General features: G+C 39.0%; 17 protein-coding genes. 11 read left to right on the forward strand and 6 right to left on the reverse strand.

The features are described 5' to 3' along the window. Window positions 1-95: 95 nt before the first annotated feature. Window positions 96-1,571, forward strand: a complete 1,476-nt coding sequence (locus ACZ5XR_RS09270) for an FTR1 family iron permease (RefSeq protein ID WP_464501370.1) — start codon at window positions 96-98, stop codon at window positions 1,569-1,571. A gap of 23 nt (window positions 1,572-1,594) precedes the next feature. After that, window positions 1,595-1,969 carry a hypothetical protein gene (locus tag ACZ5XR_RS09275; protein ID WP_464501371.1) on the forward strand — a complete coding sequence of 125 codons (375 nt, stop codon included), beginning with the start codon at window positions 1,595-1,597 and terminating at the stop codon, window positions 1,967-1,969. A 45-nt stretch (window positions 1,970-2,014) separates the two neighbouring features. Here ACZ5XR_RS09275 and ACZ5XR_RS09280 read toward each other — a convergent pair whose 3' ends face one another. Then, window positions 2,015-3,259, reverse strand: a complete 1,245-nt coding sequence (locus tag ACZ5XR_RS09280) for an MFS transporter (RefSeq protein ID WP_464501372.1) — start codon at window positions 3,257-3,259, stop codon at window positions 2,015-2,017. A 79-nt stretch (window positions 3,260-3,338) separates the two neighbouring features. Beyond that, on the reverse strand, window positions 3,339-3,794 hold the full coding sequence (locus tag ACZ5XR_RS09285; protein WP_464501373.1) for a CBS domain-containing protein: 456 nt from the start codon (window positions 3,792-3,794) through the stop codon (window positions 3,339-3,341). 185 nt (window positions 3,795-3,979) lie between these two features. Here ACZ5XR_RS09285 and ACZ5XR_RS09290 point away from each other — a divergent pair, with 185 nt between their 5' ends. Continuing rightward, window positions 3,980-4,402 carry a MarR family winged helix-turn-helix transcriptional regulator gene (locus tag ACZ5XR_RS09290; RefSeq protein WP_464501374.1) on the forward strand — a complete coding sequence of 141 codons (423 nt, stop codon included), beginning with the start codon at window positions 3,980-3,982 and terminating at the stop codon, window positions 4,400-4,402. A 67-nt stretch (window positions 4,403-4,469) separates the two neighbouring features. On the opposite strand, the gene ACZ5XR_RS09295 is transcribed toward ACZ5XR_RS09290, so the two are convergent. The 4 genes from ACZ5XR_RS09295 to ACZ5XR_RS09310 form a co-directional block, all read right to left on the reverse strand. After that, a complete protein-coding gene (locus ACZ5XR_RS09295; protein WP_464501375.1) occupies window positions 4,470-5,618 on the reverse strand; it encodes a polysaccharide deacetylase family protein in 1,149 nt (382 codons plus the stop codon). Window positions 5,619-5,765: 147 nt separating this feature from the next. Further along, entirely contained in the window at window positions 5,766-6,083 is a 318-nt protein-coding gene (locus ACZ5XR_RS09300; RefSeq protein WP_464501376.1) for a hypothetical protein, read from the reverse strand. 122 nt (window positions 6,084-6,205) lie between these two features. Next, window positions 6,206-6,412, reverse strand: a complete 207-nt coding sequence (locus tag ACZ5XR_RS09305; RefSeq protein ID WP_464501377.1) for a methionine aminopeptidase — start codon at window positions 6,410-6,412, stop codon at window positions 6,206-6,208. A 198-nt stretch (window positions 6,413-6,610) separates the two neighbouring features. Next, the gene (locus tag ACZ5XR_RS09310; RefSeq protein WP_464501378.1) at window positions 6,611-8,041 is read right to left on the reverse strand and encodes a sigma-54 interaction domain-containing protein; all 1,431 of its coding nucleotides are present in this window, start codon (window positions 8,039-8,041) and stop codon (window positions 6,611-6,613) included. 228 nt (window positions 8,042-8,269) lie between these two features. Between ACZ5XR_RS09310 and ACZ5XR_RS09315 the strand changes: the two genes are divergently transcribed. The 8 genes from ACZ5XR_RS09315 (at window position 8,270) to ACZ5XR_RS09350 (ending at window position 16,589) form a co-directional block, all read left to right on the forward strand. Continuing rightward, window positions 8,270-9,460, forward strand: a complete 1,191-nt coding sequence (locus ACZ5XR_RS09315; RefSeq protein WP_464502273.1) for an ornithine--oxo-acid transaminase — start codon at window positions 8,270-8,272, stop codon at window positions 9,458-9,460. 54 nt (window positions 9,461-9,514) lie between these two features. Next, window positions 9,515-10,780, forward strand: a complete 1,266-nt coding sequence (locus ACZ5XR_RS09320; protein WP_464502275.1) for a Glu/Leu/Phe/Val family dehydrogenase — start codon at window positions 9,515-9,517, stop codon at window positions 10,778-10,780. A 341-nt stretch (window positions 10,781-11,121) separates the two neighbouring features. Then, window positions 11,122-12,561: an amino acid permease gene (locus ACZ5XR_RS09325; protein ID WP_464501379.1), complete on the forward strand. Its 1,440-nt coding sequence runs from the start codon at window positions 11,122-11,124 to the stop codon at window positions 12,559-12,561. 63 nt (window positions 12,562-12,624) lie between these two features. Continuing rightward, a complete protein-coding gene (locus ACZ5XR_RS09330; RefSeq protein WP_464501380.1) occupies window positions 12,625-12,789 on the forward strand; it encodes a hypothetical protein in 165 nt (54 codons plus the stop codon). A 107-nt stretch (window positions 12,790-12,896) separates the two neighbouring features. Beyond that, complete coding sequence (locus tag ACZ5XR_RS09335; RefSeq protein ID WP_464501381.1) at window positions 12,897-13,244, forward strand: PadR family transcriptional regulator; 348 nt, start codon at window positions 12,897-12,899, stop codon at window positions 13,242-13,244. Beyond that, on the forward strand, window positions 13,225-13,863 hold the full coding sequence (locus ACZ5XR_RS09340) for an HAAS signaling domain-containing protein (protein WP_464501382.1): 639 nt from the start codon (window positions 13,225-13,227) through the stop codon (window positions 13,861-13,863). The genes ACZ5XR_RS09335 and ACZ5XR_RS09340 overlap by 20 nt, the downstream gene beginning before the upstream one ends. A 71-nt stretch (window positions 13,864-13,934) precedes the next feature. Then, complete coding sequence (locus ACZ5XR_RS09345; RefSeq protein WP_464501383.1) at window positions 13,935-15,395, forward strand: DUF4153 domain-containing protein; 1,461 nt, start codon at window positions 13,935-13,937, stop codon at window positions 15,393-15,395. A gap of 129 nt (window positions 15,396-15,524) precedes the next feature. Continuing rightward, complete coding sequence (locus ACZ5XR_RS09350) at window positions 15,525-16,589, forward strand: DUF3900 domain-containing protein (RefSeq protein ID WP_464501384.1); 1,065 nt, start codon at window positions 15,525-15,527, stop codon at window positions 16,587-16,589. The last annotated feature ends 49 nt before the right edge of the window (window positions 16,590-16,638 follow it).

Raw genomic sequence — 16,638 nt, forward strand, 5'->3', positions numbered from 1 at the left:
GTTAATCTAATTGACAATCATTATCATTTAAAATAAAATTATAAACATGAAATGATATTGAAATTCATTATCAATTAATCTATCAGGAGGATCTTATGAGCAAAAAACTATTACTTACATTATCTATCCTTCTATTAATCATAGGATTTGGGGTACATAACCATGTGTATGCTGCAGGAAATTCCAATGAAGATGTTAAAAAGGCAGAGGCCTCGGTGGACAAGGCGATTGCTTTTGCTTCAAAAGGAAACCTCACTGAAGCAGAGAAGGCATATGATCAGTTCGATCAAACCTGGAGAGATATTGAAGATGGGGTCAAGGCTGATTCAGCCGCAGCATACCGGGATATCGAGTCTAATATGGGACAGGTTGTCTATGCGTTTACGTTAAAAAAACCCGATCAAGCGGTAAAGGCTCTTCAAGGCCTCAAAACAGTAAATGAAAAATTTGCTAATGGCGGATATCCAAAAGAAGCGTTTAAAAAGGAAGATCTTTCTTTAGATGATTTTATTCTTATTTTGCAAAACACAAAGAAGGAAATAACAGCACAAAATCAAGCTAAAAGCTTAAAAAACATTAAACATGCAAGCAGCAGCTGGTTAAGTGTTGAAGGGGTGGTTGTTGCCCAATCAGCACAGGTTTATAGTGATTCAGAAAGAGATTTGGTTACGATTCAAGCAATGCTTGCGGCTAACCCTCCTAATTATGAACAAGCAGCGAAAACGCTTGATAATATGATTAATTATCTTACTCCTTTAGCTTCCAAATCAGAATATACCTTTTGGGATGCAGCCATGATATTAATTCGGGAAGGATTAGAGGCTTTACTCGTTGTTATTGCCCTTATGTCATACATTAAAAAGTCTGGCGAGTCAAAAGGGAAAGGCTGGATTTGGAGCGGGATTTTAGCAGGACTAGGTGTGAGTATCATCTTAGCCCTTATCGTCAAATTTGTGATTTCCTCTGGTGCTTTTGGAAACAACAACTCGCTTATAGCGGGCTGGACAGGGGTTTTTGCAGCGGTAATGCTCCTGTATATGAGCTATTGGCTCCACAGCCAATCCAATATTGCCGATTGGAATCGCTACATCCGTGAGAAAAGCCAAACGGCGATCACGACAGGGAAACTTATTTCCTTAGGTTTACTTGCTTTCCTAGCCGTATTTCGTGAAGGAACGGAGACTGTATTGTTTTATATTGGGATGGCTAGCCAAATCAAGCTTCAGGCCTTATTGCTTGGTTTCCTAATCGGCGCAGGAATTCTTGGAGTTTTAGCCTACTTAATGGTGTTTGTCGGTCTCAAATTACCGCTACGTCCATTCTTTATGGTCTCAAGCATTATTGTATTTTATCTGTGTATCAAGTTTACAGGGATGGGCATCCACAGCTTGCAATTAGCTGGGTTTATTCCGACAACAAATGTGCAGAGTATCCCAAGTGTTGAGTTTTTTGCACTATACCCATCGTGGGAAAGTGTGGTTCCTCAAGTGATCCTTATTATTGCAGCTGCATTCATTATTGTCTTGAAGAAATATAAAGGAAAAAGTGTAGTAGCAGCAAATAATAATTAAAAAGAGAAAGCAGGGAATATTTCATGAAGAAGTTAACTTCAATGATCTTAGCCGTACTACTTGCAGCAGTATTCGTATTAGCAGGCTGCAGTTCAACCAGTAACAAGGTTTCAGATGGTGTAAATAAAATGTTGGATACAACATCACAATTATCGAAAGCCATTGAAAGCGGCGATCAAGCAACAGTACAAAAAGTTGGACCAACGCTGGAAGATCAATGGTCTTCATTTGAAGATGATGTGAAAAAGGACAATAAAGATTTATATGGAAAAGTCGAAAAGTATCTTGACCCAACCATTGCCGGCTCTAAAGCTGCTACACTTGATAAAGCAGCATTGAGCAAATTAAACAATCAACTAACCGCAGCACTAAAAGAACTCGCTAATAAAGTAAAATAATAATAAAAAGGCGAACAGTCTCCTGACTGTTCGCCTTTTTTGATGTTAATGTCCTGATTCAACAGAATCGACATGTTTGATATGTTTATGATTTAGCCCAATAAATACAACTGAAAGAAGGACAAACCCGGCGCCTACAATGAAAGGGGTACTTGGGTTATACCATTCAGCCAGCTTACCAGCAAAATAAGGAGCAATTGCCCCGCCAATAAAGCGAAGGAAGCTGTAGGCAGCAGATGCGGTAGATCTAGCAACCGGTGCAGAATTCATTACCGCTGTCGTAATAAGTGTATTATTATTCCCTAGCATGGCCCCTGCTAAAATAACGGCTGTAATAATTACCCATTGTGTGGAAGTCCAAATTCCCATAGCAAGAAGGAGTGCAGCAAATAGAGTTAACATGATACACATTGATTTAACTGTTCCAAAGTTTCTTTGAAGAATCGGTGCCATAAACACAGAAGTGATAGCCAATAAAATCCCCCATCCAAGGAATACAAAGCCGATTCCATGTTCATCAAGCCCCATAACAAACGGAGCGTACGCCAATAACGTAAAGAAACCAAAATTATATAAAGCTGCTCCAATTCCAAAAACTAATAATGCTCTATGTTTTAAGGCACGGAAAGGCTCTTTAATCGATTGTTTTGTTTGCGTAACATTTTGTTGTTTAGAATTTGGCATTAACGTGATAAGACCAATAAAAGCTACTACCATTAAGGAAGCGACTCCAAGGAACGGGCCTCTCCATGACATGCCGCCAAGCCATCCTCCTAAAAGGGGTCCGACGGATATTCCCATGCCGATAGCCGCTTCGTATAAAATAATCGCTTTTGCTGTGCCGCTTTTTGATAATGAAACAATAGCTGCTAAGGCAGTGGCAACAAAAAGGGCGTTTCCAAGGCCCCATCCGCCTCGTAATCCAACAAGTGCCCAGATATTATTAGAGGCACCTCCAAGAGCTGAAAAGACTGCGATGATAATAATCCCGCAAAGAAGTGTCCACTTAATACCCAGCCGTGAAGAAATCATTCCGGTAATGAGCATGGCTACGGCCATAACGGCATTATAGCTGGTGAAAAGCAGAGTGGTTTGACTAGGCGTCGCATGCAGCTGTTTAGAAATTGTAACGAGGATTGGGTCTACCAGGCCAAGCCCCATGAAAGCGATAATACAAGCAAAAAATACAGCCCAAACAGCGCGAGGCTGGCTTAATAAACTTGATTTGCTATTGGATGATGACACTATATCTTCAGACCCGGAGGCCATTGATTGTGGATTGGATGACATTCTTATAACTCCCCTTTGTTATATTATTCCCTTACCCTTTTAGTTTTTATCTTTTATTTTCGGTGAAATGAAGGCAAAATTATAAGAAGGATTTAAATGAATTTCTGATCACATCGCCGCGGCTGATAATCCCGACTAATACCCCATTCCGTTCCACCGGGACTTTTTTTATTTGTTTTTTTCCTAAAATCGCTGCGATGTTTTCCATTTCTTCATTCCATGAAACTTTATAGACTTTCTTTTTCGCGATTTCCATAACATTTAAACCAAGTAACCTTTGTTCTCTTTCTTCAAACTCCTCATTATCGCCTTTGATCACGAAAGCATAATAAAAAGAATCAACAATGCGATCCTCATGCTTGCCAATATAGCGCAAAATATCACCATCACTGATATAACCGACAATTTCATTTCGATTATTGACAACAGGCAGTCCGCTGATTCCATGTTCAATAAATTTTTCAATCACCACCCGTACCGTATCGTCTTCTTTAACCTTTTGTACATGGCCAACCATAATTTCATGCGCTTGCATAAAAATCCCCCATTTTAAAAAGTTGTATAATAAAAGTATATGTTTGTATTATACAACTATCTATTCCTATGTCAATAGTGTATTCCAATTGATGAGGAATAAAACAAGTCCTAATAGATATCTCTTTAAAAAAAATAACTATATGGTAACATGTTGATAAGAATGGATAAAATGAGGTGAAATGGATGAAGGAAAATGCCTTAGAAACCATTGATCTTGAATTAGCGGTTCTGCTTCGCCGCGTCACTTCAGCAAGCAGGAAAATCGGACATCTTGATCGATCAGCGTATCTATTATTATATCGCATTATTTCCCAAGGTCCGGCTGGAGTTAAAATACTTGCGGATGAGTTTCAACTGGATATATCAACCATCAGCAGACAAACAGCAGCTTTAGAGCAAAAGGGATATGTATATAGAATTCAAGATCCTCTTGATGGCAGGGCCTACACATTGCAAATTACAGAATTAGGAAAAAAAGAATTTGATGAACACCAGATGGCCCGTTGTGAGAGAATAGGGCAAGTCATAAAAGACTGGACCGATGAGGAAAGCCAACTTTTTGGACAACTATTACGAAAATACAACCAATCATCTGTAAGTAATTAATCAAGGAATTGGTGCCCGAACCCTCTCTAAAACAATGAGGATGACTCTCAGAGTCATCCTCATTGTTTTATCTTGAATGCACCATTGCAGCAAATTGATTGAGCGTTGTGGAATAAGAAATACGAACACGATGGATTAACAGCATTTCATCTGGAATACCCTTTTCAATAAATTGCCCAGGCTTTGTTGTTACCGCATATTGATAATATTTATTAGTTTCTGCCAGAACATTGTCATTAAAACGGCCTGATGGATAGGCAATGGCTATGACCGGTTTGCCTGTAATTTGTTCGATTTTTTCCTTGGATGCTTCCAGTTCGTAATAATAATCGGTTACCTTCGGAAGCTCTGCGTGAGTCATCGTATGATCTTGAATGGAAAAAATCCCAGAGTCCGACATTTCTTTTAAATCAGAACTCGAAAGGTGACTAGAGTTCTGATCAATTGAACCAGCGATGGCAAATTCTGTTGCAACAGGATGAAAATGGTCATCCTGCAAGTTTTGTAGAATCCGGAAGGCCTTTAAATTATTTTTCATGCCATCATCAAAGGTAACAAGAACAGGTTTGTTTACTTTATTGATTTCGCCAAAATGTTCAAAGGAAAGTAACGTATATCCATTTTCCTTCAAATAGCTCATTTGTGCTTCAAAATTGGCTGGTGTTACGAACAATTCTCTTAAACCTTTCCCGTGATAATCATCGATAGCATGATACATGAGAATGGGGACATGCTGTTGAAAGGTAAAGGTGGACTTGGCGAGAAGCTCTTCATTACCGTCAGCCTTTACACCATACGCTTCCACCTGATATTCGCCGCGTTTGTCTAAAAATTCGTTTAAATGAAATAAGAATGAAAAATCCGTCTGTATTTGGTCCGAAAAAAACTTCTTCATGCTTTCCGGTCCATCGGCAGTTCGCCAAATATGGTAATCTATTTTTGCATACGAATCCTCTCTATTAATTGTTGATAGAGTTAAACTAGTAGAATCATAATGAATAGGACTAATAGCTATTTCAGCCGTAGGGTGGAATAATAAATTTTTGGCGGTTTCTTTTACAGGTTTTTCATTTATTTCCGAAGAAGACCGTAAGCTGACTTCCTTAGAATGGATTGTTGGTTTCACATCTGAGCTCATTTTAGCACTCGCTTCCTTTAAACTGCAGCCAGAAAGCAAGGTCATGGAAAAAAGGGAGTATATAAGAAGTTTTTTCACGTTCATCCATCCTTGTTGTTGTTAAAAATAATCTCGATGAAAATCATATCACTAATAAAGATGGAAGGATACATTTTAATAGAAAAGACAGCTATTTTTAATAATAGACTGTCCTTTATCTATTAGGTTTATGTATTCAATATAATGCTATTTCTTTCCATTAATGGTACGATAAATTTGCGTATATAAACTGCCTTGAATAATATTTTCCAGAAAAAAATCACCGATTAATTTTAAATACTCCTCATCCTCAAAAAGCTTCTTGTTTTGTAACTCCATTTCTGCCAAACCTTCATAAGTGGTTAGAAGAGCATATGTATGATCCTTGCCTGAAACAGGGGTTAAAATTTCAACAGATTGGTTGTAATTCTCATTCCGAAACTTTTTAATTTCCTTCAAATTATCGATGGCTTCTTTAAATTTATCCTGTTTTACATCAAACGTCTGGTAAACATAAACCGTCATTTTTACACCTCCGGAAAAAATATAATCCCTATGGCTTCTTTTTCCCTAAAGGTTATCTAAATATTCCAGGTTTAAAATCACTAAAAAAACCGCTTACATTAAAAGTAGCGGTTTTTCATGATTTACTGCATTTCCTCCCAATCGGAATAGGAGCCGCTGCCTTGACAGCCTGGACATTCAAAAGAGTTGAAATAGGCGAATTCGTTATAGGGGTATACGGTATAGCCTCTGCCTTGGCAATCCGGACATTTCCCCTGGTCTTTCATATTGGAAATATGATTTTGCTGTCTGGTTTCTCTCCATTGATTATAAGAGTTCAGTAATCCCATTTCTATCACCTCGGCTTTTTCATAGTATTGAGTAAAAATGGAATTTTTATGCTAGTATTTTTTGATTCAATGCAGGGGATAAGATTTCGTGGATGAATCTTTTGTAGAGTATATTTCTATATATTATGCTGTCCTTTTCATGCTGGTGAAAAATAATCTGGGCATAAATAAAAAGCCGCGAAAGCACTTCGCGGTTTTTTAATTCAAATCATTCGTATTTAGTTCTAATTTTTTCATTCGATACTGCAGACTTTGGCGGCTTAAGCCAAGTAATTTTGCCGTTCGGGAGATATTGAAATCATTCTTTTTTAACACATGCTCGATATAGGACTTCTCAAATAACTCCATTTGTTCCTTCAGGGGAACGGATGTTTCATCGCTTTCGGAGATAAAGGTATCCACCATGGAAAGGGGAATCATTCTTTCTTTTAATTGCATTTTATTACGATATTGGTAAGGGAGATGCGAGTACCGAATGTACTCTTCATCCATCATGATATTCATGGCTGCTTCAATAATATGTTCCAACTCACGTACATTCCCATGCCAATCATACTCCAGGAAGGACTGTTTAACCTCTTCATGTAAACCCTGTACATTCATTTGAAAAAGCTCATTATATTTTTCAATAAAATGCTGCACCAAAAGAGGGATATCTTCTTTTCGTTCTCTTAAAGGCGGAAGGAAAATGGTTACAACTCCAAGGCGATAATAAAGGTCTTTGCGCAAATGGTTATTGGCGATCGCATCAATCGGATCCTCGTTAATATTGGCAATCACACGGACATCAACAGGGGTGTCCTTCGTATCACCAATCCGCCGAATGGTTTTTTCCTGAAGGACTCGCAGCAATTTTGCCTGAAGATTTAAATTCAATGAATTGATTTCATCCAGCAGCAATGTTCCGCCATTGGCCTGCTCGAATAATCCTGGTGAATCGATTGCCCCCGTAAAGGCCCCTCGTTTCGTACCAAAAAGAAGGCTTTCAATTAAATTATCTGGTAAGGCGGCACAATTCTGTGAAATAAAGGGACCTGCAAGTCTGCTGCTGCCGTTATGGATGCTTTGGGCAAAGAGTTCTTTCCCCGTCCCAGTATCTCCAACGATTAGGACATAGGAGGAGGTTCTAGTGGCGCGCTCAGCCCCTTTAATGACATCCTTAATGGCTGGACTGGTTCCAATGATGCTGTCAAACGTAAATCGCGGCGTGCCTTTGGCGTTTATGTTTCCCTTCATTAAACGCTCAAGTTTAGTGACATCATGTGCAATTTCCACCGCTCCCTGGATTTTTTGTTGATGATAAATCGGGATGGTATTGTTGATCGTTGTGATTTCACGGCCTTTGTTATTAAAATAGGTTTGTTTGACGTTATTGGTTTCTTTCCCGTTCTTTAAGGCCTTTACGAGAGTAGACGTTTGATTGTCTTTAAATCGAAATACATCTAATAAGTTCTTATTAATAACATCCTGGATATCCATTGACTCCATTTGCATCATTTTTTTGTTATAGATAATCGTTTTTCCGCTTTCATCTACCGCATGTACACCTACATCCACTTCATCTAAAATGCGCTGGTACATTTGATTGATAAATTGCAAATTTTGAATGCTTTTAATCGGTTTATCCATGATCCCCTATACCCCTTGTTCATATCAGTTACAAATCATTTTAACCTTAGAAAACTATTAATGCAAAATAATTTTGCGTTAGAGGTAGAAAAAAATAATTTTGCGCAAAATTGCATGGCGGATAAAAACCGAAAACCCTTACAAAAAGCAAAAAATATTTTGGCATGAAAATTGCATTAAAAATTGGTGGATTGAATATAAGGAGGAAATTACATGACTGCCACTTCAATGTCAAAAACAACAACCATTATTGAACAAACTCAAAAATACGGTGCGAATAATTACCATCCGCTGCCAATCGTTATTGCAAAAGCAGAAGGGGTGTGGGTAGAAAGCCCGGAAGGAAATCGTTATATGGATATGCTTAGTGCTTATTCAGCGGTTAACCAAGGCCACCGTCATCCGAAAATTATCCAAGCCTTAAAAGATCAAGCGGATAAAGTAACGTTAACATCACGCGCATTCCACAGTGATCAACTGGGTCCTTGGTATGAAAAAGTGAGCACATTAACCAATAAAGACATGGTCCTGCCAATGAATACGGGGGCAGAAGCCGTTGAGACAGCACTAAAAGCTGCCCGCCGTTGGGGTTATGATGTGAAAGGGATCGAAGCTGACCAAGCGGAAATCATTGCCTGTATCGGGAACTTCCATGGACGTACGATGGGGGCTGTTTCCTTATCGTCTGACCCGGAATATAAGCGTGGATTTGGACCAATGCTTCCCGGCATTAAATTAGTTCCTTACGGAGACCTTGAAGCATTAGAAGCGGCCATCACTCCAAATACGGCTGCGTTTTTAATCGAGCCGATTCAAGGGGAAGCAGGGATCATCATTCCGCCTAAAGGATTCCTAAAAGCAGCTTCCGAATTGTGTAAAGAAAACAATGTTCTATTTATTGCAGATGAAATTCAAGCAGGCTTGGCACGTACGGGCAAAATGTTCGCCTGCGATTGGGAAAATGTTATACCTGACATGTTGATTTTAGGAAAAGCACTTGGTGGAGGGGTATTCCCAATCTCTTGTGTAGTGGCAAATTCTGATATTTTAGGCGTATTTAATCCAGGCTCGCACGGTTCAACCTTTGGCGGAAATCCACTGGCATGCGCCGTATCTGTCGCAGCTTTAGAGGTTTTAGAAGAAGAGAAATTAGCAGAACGTTCTTTAGAATTAGGTGCCTATTTCCTTCAACAGTTAAAAACAATCGAAAATCCAATCGTAAAAGAAGTTAGAGGAAGAGGGCTGTTTATTGGGGTTGAATTAACAGAAGAAGCTCGGGCCTATTGCGAAAAATTAAAAGAAGAGGGCTTATTATGTAAGGAAACTCATGATACTGTAATTCGCTTTGCTCCTCCATTGATTATTTCAAAAGAGGAAATTGACTGGGCAATCGAAAAAATTATTAAAGTATTATCCTAAAACTACTACTAATATGAGGTGTCAACCATGACCGTTACGACAGTGCAAGAAAATATGGCAAAGGAACAAAAACAAGAAGAGGAATCCTTAAACTTATTTTACTCAACACAAACTGTGATCCAAAAAGCGCTGGCAAAATTGGGCTACAATCATGAAATGTATGAGTTATTAAAAGAACCTATCCGCTTGTTAACGGTTCGCATCCCTGTCAGAATGGATGACGGAACGGTACAGGTTTTCACAGGTTACCGCTCTCAGCATAATGATGCCGTGGGACCAACCAAAGGAGGAGTCCGTTTCCATCCTGAGGTAAATGAAGAAGAAGTAAAAGCTCTTTCCATTTGGATGAGCTTAAAATGCGGGATTACCAATCTTCCTTATGGCGGAGGAAAAGGCGGAATTATTTGCGACCCGAAGAAAATGTCCTTCAGAGAGCTGGAACGTTTAAGCCGCGGATATGTCCGTGCTATCAGCCAAGTCGTTGGACCAACTAAGGATATTCCGGCACCGGATGTCTATACGAACTCGCAAATCATGGCTTGGATGATGGATGAATACAGCCGTTTACGTGAATTTGATTCACCAGGATTTATCACAGGTAAGCCAATTGTGCTTGGCGGATCACAAGGACGTGAAACAGCAACGGCAAGCGGCGTAACGATGTGTATAAAAGAAGCTGTTAAGAAAAAGGGGATCGCATTACAGGGCGCACGTGTTGTTATTCAGGGCTTTGGTAATGCGGGGAGCTATCTTGCAAAGTTTATGCATGATGCAGGTGCGAAAGTGGTTGGTGTATCAGATGTTTATGGCGGCATATATGATCCAAATGGTCTGGACATTAATTACCTTTTAGATAGAAGAGATAGTTATGGAACATTCTCAAAACTATTTGATAATACTATTACAAATGAAGAAGTACTTGAATTAGAATGTGATATTCTTGTTCCTGCAGCTATTTCGAACCAAATTACCGCACATAATGCAGACAAGATAAAAGCTTCCATTATTGTTGAAGCAGCGAACGGACCAACAACTCTAGAGGCGACAAAAATTCTATCTGAACGCGATGTTCTCCTTGTTCCGGATATTCTTGCAAGCGCTGGCGGTGTAACGGTATCATATTTTGAATGGGTACAAAATAACCAAGGCTATTATTGGTCAGAAGCAGAAGTGGAGGAAAAACTCGAGAAAGTAATGGTTGAATCCTTCGAAAACATTTACCAAACTGCCCAAACCCATCATGTGGATATGCGCTTAGCCGCTTACATGGTAGGGATTAGAAAAGTAGCGGAAGCTTCTCGTTTCCGTGGATGGGTATAAAATATTTTTATTATAGTACAAAACGCTCTTCTCTTTTTTCGAGAAGGGCATTTTTTTTGCTTTAAAAGAGCAAAATATTTGGTGATTATGCAAAAAAAATTTGCATGAATGTTCGTAAAATGTTCATAAGTAGGCATTTTAAAGTTGGCATGGAACTTGCAATAATATTAATAGAAAATAGTGATAATTTCGAAAGAATTTATTTGTTGCAAATATGTCACAATTACATTATTCTTTCATAGGCGAGGATTCGGAGGGAATTCGTTTTACTGAAATAATTATCGCATTTTTCCAAAATAATGAAAGCGTGTTCACTAAAAGGGGATGAAAGGGGATATTCGATGAATTTACAACAGAACAACACACAAGAGTTACAAAGGACGATGAAGGCAAGGCACTTATTCATGATCTCGCTTGGAGGAGTAATCGGATCAGGACTTTTCTTGGGTTCAGGCTATACGATTTCGCATGCCGGACCGGCCGGTGCTGTCCTTTCTTATATCGTTGGCGGCTTTATCATGTTTTTGACCATGGTTTGTCTGGGTGAATTGTCTGTGGCCATGCCTGTATCAGGTTCATTTCAAACGTACACGACAAAATTTATTGGCCCTGGCACGGGTTTTGCTCTTGGCTGGCTATATTGGCTCGGATGGGCTGTTACAGTTGCTCTTGAGTTATTATCTGCGGGTAATCAGATGCAAAGATGGTTTCCACATTCACCGATTTGGATGTGGTGCCTGATTTTCGGAGCCGTTCTTTTCGCATTAAATGCACTCTCCGCAAAGGCCTTTGGGGAAACAGAATTCTGGTTTTCGAGCATTAAAATTTTTGCCATTATCGCGTTTATTGTCCTTGGTGCGGCGGCCATGTTTGGTGTCGTCCATATGAAAGGCGGACAGGCTGCACCGTTTTTCTCAAATTTCACTGCACATGGTCTCCTGCCGCATGGGTTCATTGCTTTAATCATGACCATGATTACCGTCAACTTTTCCTTCCAAGGAACAGAATTAATCGGGATTGCAGCGGGCGAGAGTGAAGAGCCTGAAAAAACCATTCCAAAATCCATTAGACAAACAGTTTGGCGTACACTTTTCTTCTTTGTCTTAGCCATTTTTGTTCTATCCAGTTTAATTCCGATGAAGAAAGCCGGCGTTATTGAAAGTCCGTTTGTTATGGTGTTTGATAGTATTGGGATTCCGTATGCAGCCGACATTATGAACTTTGTCATTTTAACGGCATTACTTTCTGTTGCAAACTCTGGCCTCTATGCTGCTACCCGTATGCTTTATGCGATGTCAAAGGAGAAGATGGCAAGTACAAAACTGACCAAATTATCCAAAAGAGGCGTTCCGCTAAATGCCCTATTTATTACGATGGCGATTGCCTTTTTATCTCTTTTATCCAGTGTTGTGGCAGCAAATACTGTATTTGTTTGGCTCATTTCCGTTGCAGGACTTGGGGCACAGGTGGGGTGGATTTCCATAACTGCTTCCCAGATTGCCTTCCGTAGAAAATTCATCCGTGAAGGTGGAAATATCGCCGATCTTAAATTTAAAACACCGCTTTTCCCATTCCTGCCGATTTTGGGTCTTACTTTAAACATCATCGTCCTATTAAGCCTAGCATTCGATCCAGAACAGCGAATTGCCCTGTATTGTGGTGTTCCATTTACGGTTGCTTGCTATTTAATTTATCATTTCAAAATTAAAAAGAATCGTGAGCAGGAGGACTTAGGGGAGCAAGAAATTCATTTACAATCCAATAAGAAAATGATTATATAGACGCTTGGTTTTCTTATAAATAAAATCATATCGCTTTATCAATAATAAGTCTGAGGTGATTTTATGGGAAAATGGAATGAACAGGCGGCAGCCAATAATAATTTACCATCAAAAACGATCCGCTCATCTGAAATGTTCCTAGGGGAAAAAGCAGAACACGAATTTTCCGAAGAACTCTCAGATGGCGGCGAACGAAACCAATACATTAAAAACCAGACTAAAAAATAAAGAACAGTGGCGATTCGTCACTGTTTTTTTTTCTTTGGAATACTTTACAAGTAAATATTACTGAGGTAGAATTTCTATATACCTAAAAAAACTAGGTAGGTGATAAGATGTTTAACCGCGAACTGGTAAAAGGCAGTACATCATTAATCCTGCTGCAGCTATTAAATGAAAGAGACATGTACGGCTATGAATTAGTGAAGGAACTCGAAAAACGAAGTGACAATGGCTTTAGTGTCAAAGAAGGAACCCTCTATCCAGCCTTACACAAACTAGAAAAACAAGAATACATTGATTGTTATTGGCGTGAGCAGGAAAAAGGTCCAGCCAGAAAGTATTACCGAATCACAGATGCCGGGAAGGAAGTATTAAGAGAAAAAACCCGGGAATGGCAGGACTTCGTTAAAGTTATGAACAAGGTAATGGGGAGAACCAATCATGGAACGGCAGAAGAATAGGTTCCTTGAGGAACTGTCGATCGGATTAGGAAACCACCAGGATAAAGAGAATATTCTTCGTGAGTATGAGAGCCATATCGATGAAATATTAATGGAATCCTATGATTGTACGCAGGATGAAGCCGTAATGGAACGAATCATCACACGGCTTGGGAGTCCACGAGAGATTGCCGCGATGTGGAAAGAAGAACTAGCAGTCACACCGAGCAATATGAAATGGCTATTTATCCTTATCAATATTCTCTTTTTCGGTGGTGGCAGCCTGCTGACATTGGCCCATAATCTATATCAATGGGAATGGCTATCGATGATATGGAGCCAATTGACCGCAATCCCAACTTTAATTGCCTTTATTTATTTGTTCTTTTGGGCATTGCTTGGCTATGAAATTGGCAAAGGGTTTGGGCATAGGGGGAGGCATTTATTAAAAAAGACATTTCTCCTATCCATTATTCCAAATCTAGTCTTAATGATTTTAACGGTTTTTGAAATTATTCCCCATTCATGGTTTGCTCCATTGTTAACAAAGACTTTCATTCTTGCTTGTATCTTTTTTACTATTATTCTTTATCCAGTTAGTTTGATTGGCTATCGCTGGGGAAAGAAAGCTTCGATATAAGCAGTTTTTTTTGCTTAATTACCTAGAAAAACTATGTATATAGAAATTCTTTATAAAAAGAGGGATGAATAATGGAAACGAAAATTAACAGATCAGATTGGTTGTTTTTAGTTTGTTGCTTATTACTTGGTATTTTGGCAGAAGAAGCCTTTTTTCATGGCGAAATCGGAATTTCGTATATTGTGTTTATCTTTTCCTTTTACACTGCATTTTTCATTAGATATCGCCGTTTTCCTTTTTCCCATCAACGCTTTGGATACCTTGTCCTCATTTGTATTTGGCTGCTTTCTGCTAATTATTACTTTCAAGATAATGAAGCTTTTAATGCATTGAATAGACTGGTTATTCCCGGGTTAGTCATTTTTCATCTTATCGTGGTAACAGGGCCGAAATTAATGGCATGGAATCAGCTCGCCTTTATTTTATATATTTTCTCACGCTTTTTGGAGGCGATAAAGTATAACGCCGCCTTTGCCGCCTTGTTTGGGAAAGGTTTAAAACAGGAGGGTAGTGAAAGCCAATTTTTAGTTTGGAAAAAAGTATTAATTGGGGTTTTGATTTCGATACCCGTCCTGATGGTTGTCCTATATTTATTAATGACAGCCGATTCCCAGTTTGAAAAGTTAGTGGGGGGGATCCCTCAATTTTTTAAAGCTGTTAAAGCGGAAATGATTATAAGGTTGATTGTGATTCTAATCTATACTTTTGGCTTCTTTGGTTTCTTGCAAGTTCTTTTCCATAAACAAATAAAAGTGATCAATCGTCCATCAAGTATCCAAATGTTTAAAGCGGATGCGGTAATCGCCATTACCGTTCTCGTTTTAATTAATATTGTCTACTTGTTATTTACAGTCGTCCAATTCAAATATTTTTTCAGCGGTACCCTTCAGGGGGAATTTACTTATGCAGAATACGCAAGGAAAGGGTTTTTTGAGCTTTTATTTGTCTCTTTAATCAATCTGTCTATTACGGTTACAGTCTTGTCGTATGTTGGTCAAGGAACAAGTGTTACAAAACGGTTGATTCAAATTTTACTAACTTTCCTTATTCTCGCGAGCTTTATTATGCTGGGCTCAGCTTTCCTCCGCTTAAGCCTTTATGAGGAAGCATATGGGTTCTCGTTTATTAGGGTGTTATCGCATTCGTTCATGATTTTTCTCGTCGTCATCTTAATCTACACGTTAATCAAAATTTGGATAGAAAAGCTGTCACTATTCCATTTCTATTTTATAACGGCCCTCATCTACTATACATCGATAAATATGATTAATTTGGATAGAATTGTTGTGAAGGAAAATATCGCCCGTTATGAACAGACTGGAAAAATTGATCTTCAATATATGAACGATTTATCCTCTACAGGCGTAATCGGATTAATTGAACTTTACCAGAAGGATAAAAATGTGCCGGGTTTGAAATCGATTTTAGTGCATCGTTTTTATGAAGCACCGGGCACCTATCATCCGTGGCAATCCTATAGTTTGAAAAAAGAACAAGTAAAGCAAAAGCTAAAAGAATTGGATCTAAGATAATGGTTATGAAAAGGCCTATTGATAAGGAATAGGTCTTTTTCTATTCTATACGGTAAAAATCTGTTTGACTTTATTTCTATCCCTTCAATATACTTGTATAGTCAATTTTAAGAAAACAGGGTGAATAGGATGGACTTTCAAATACAGTATTTATCATTTTTTGTGATTCAAGTCGAAGGCAAGGGAGAGCAGGCCGATAAACGATATAAACATTTTCAAACTATGAATGAAGCCGAGTATGAAGAGAGTCCATTAAAGGAATTTCTTGACGGGGAATTCGCGAAAATCGTTAAACGGAAGGTGGAGCGCCATCCGAAAACGGAAGAGGTCCCAACGAAAATCGGCTATTTTGTTGTTGAAGAAGGGCATGATATCACTTCAAATCCAAACTATAATCTATTTTCAAGAACTCGTTTTGCAGACTCTAAGGATGCATTTCAAGAAGAGGCTGAAAAATTTGTTAATACTTATTTAAATACAAGTGCCGTTCGGGGCGGGGTATTTTTGGTTGCCACTGCCAAGCTGGCACGCTATTTTGATGATCCCTTTGTGTTTATATTAAAATGCGATTTTGAACCAAAAGTGGCCTCGATTTCCGACGAGTCCACGTTGATTCGCCATGTAGAAATGGCGATTACCACGAAAAATATGAAATCGATCCAATATCCCTATATGCCGGAGGAAGGAATTCTCGAAGAGCAAGAACTGAAGATTAATCAGTCATCCCATGCCCGATACTTTGAGGATTTTTTAAAGTATGTGGAATATGCGCAATCGATGCCTGAAATTGTCAAAACGCAGGTTCTTGAAATGGTGAAAGGGCATATAGAGGAAGCTTTTGAGCCGGAGAGTGAGGAACGCGAACAGTTTGAAGGGGCGATGGAAATTTGGGCGGCTAGTGAAAAGCGAGAGCTTCAGGAACGGTTTGAAACCGAGCAGGTGATTGAAGCTGCCGCGCAAATTGTTGAGCACACGCCGGAACTCGAATTGAAAATGAAGCTGGACCACGTTTCCGTGAAAGGACTGCTGGCCGATTTTGGTGATACCATTCATTTGGCAAAGGTGAACGGGAAGTATCTATTAATGGTAGAAGCGGATTCGGTCGTTTTCGAAAAAGGCTTTTCGCCAATTGAGTTTTTACGCCCGGATGATCTCGAGAATGTAATTGAGAAAATCCGCAGGAAACAGAGATAATCTCAGTTTTAAAAATTCAATTAGGTTTCATAGGAACATACAAAGTTGA

The organism is Neobacillus sp. Fa239, assembly GCF_055395235.1.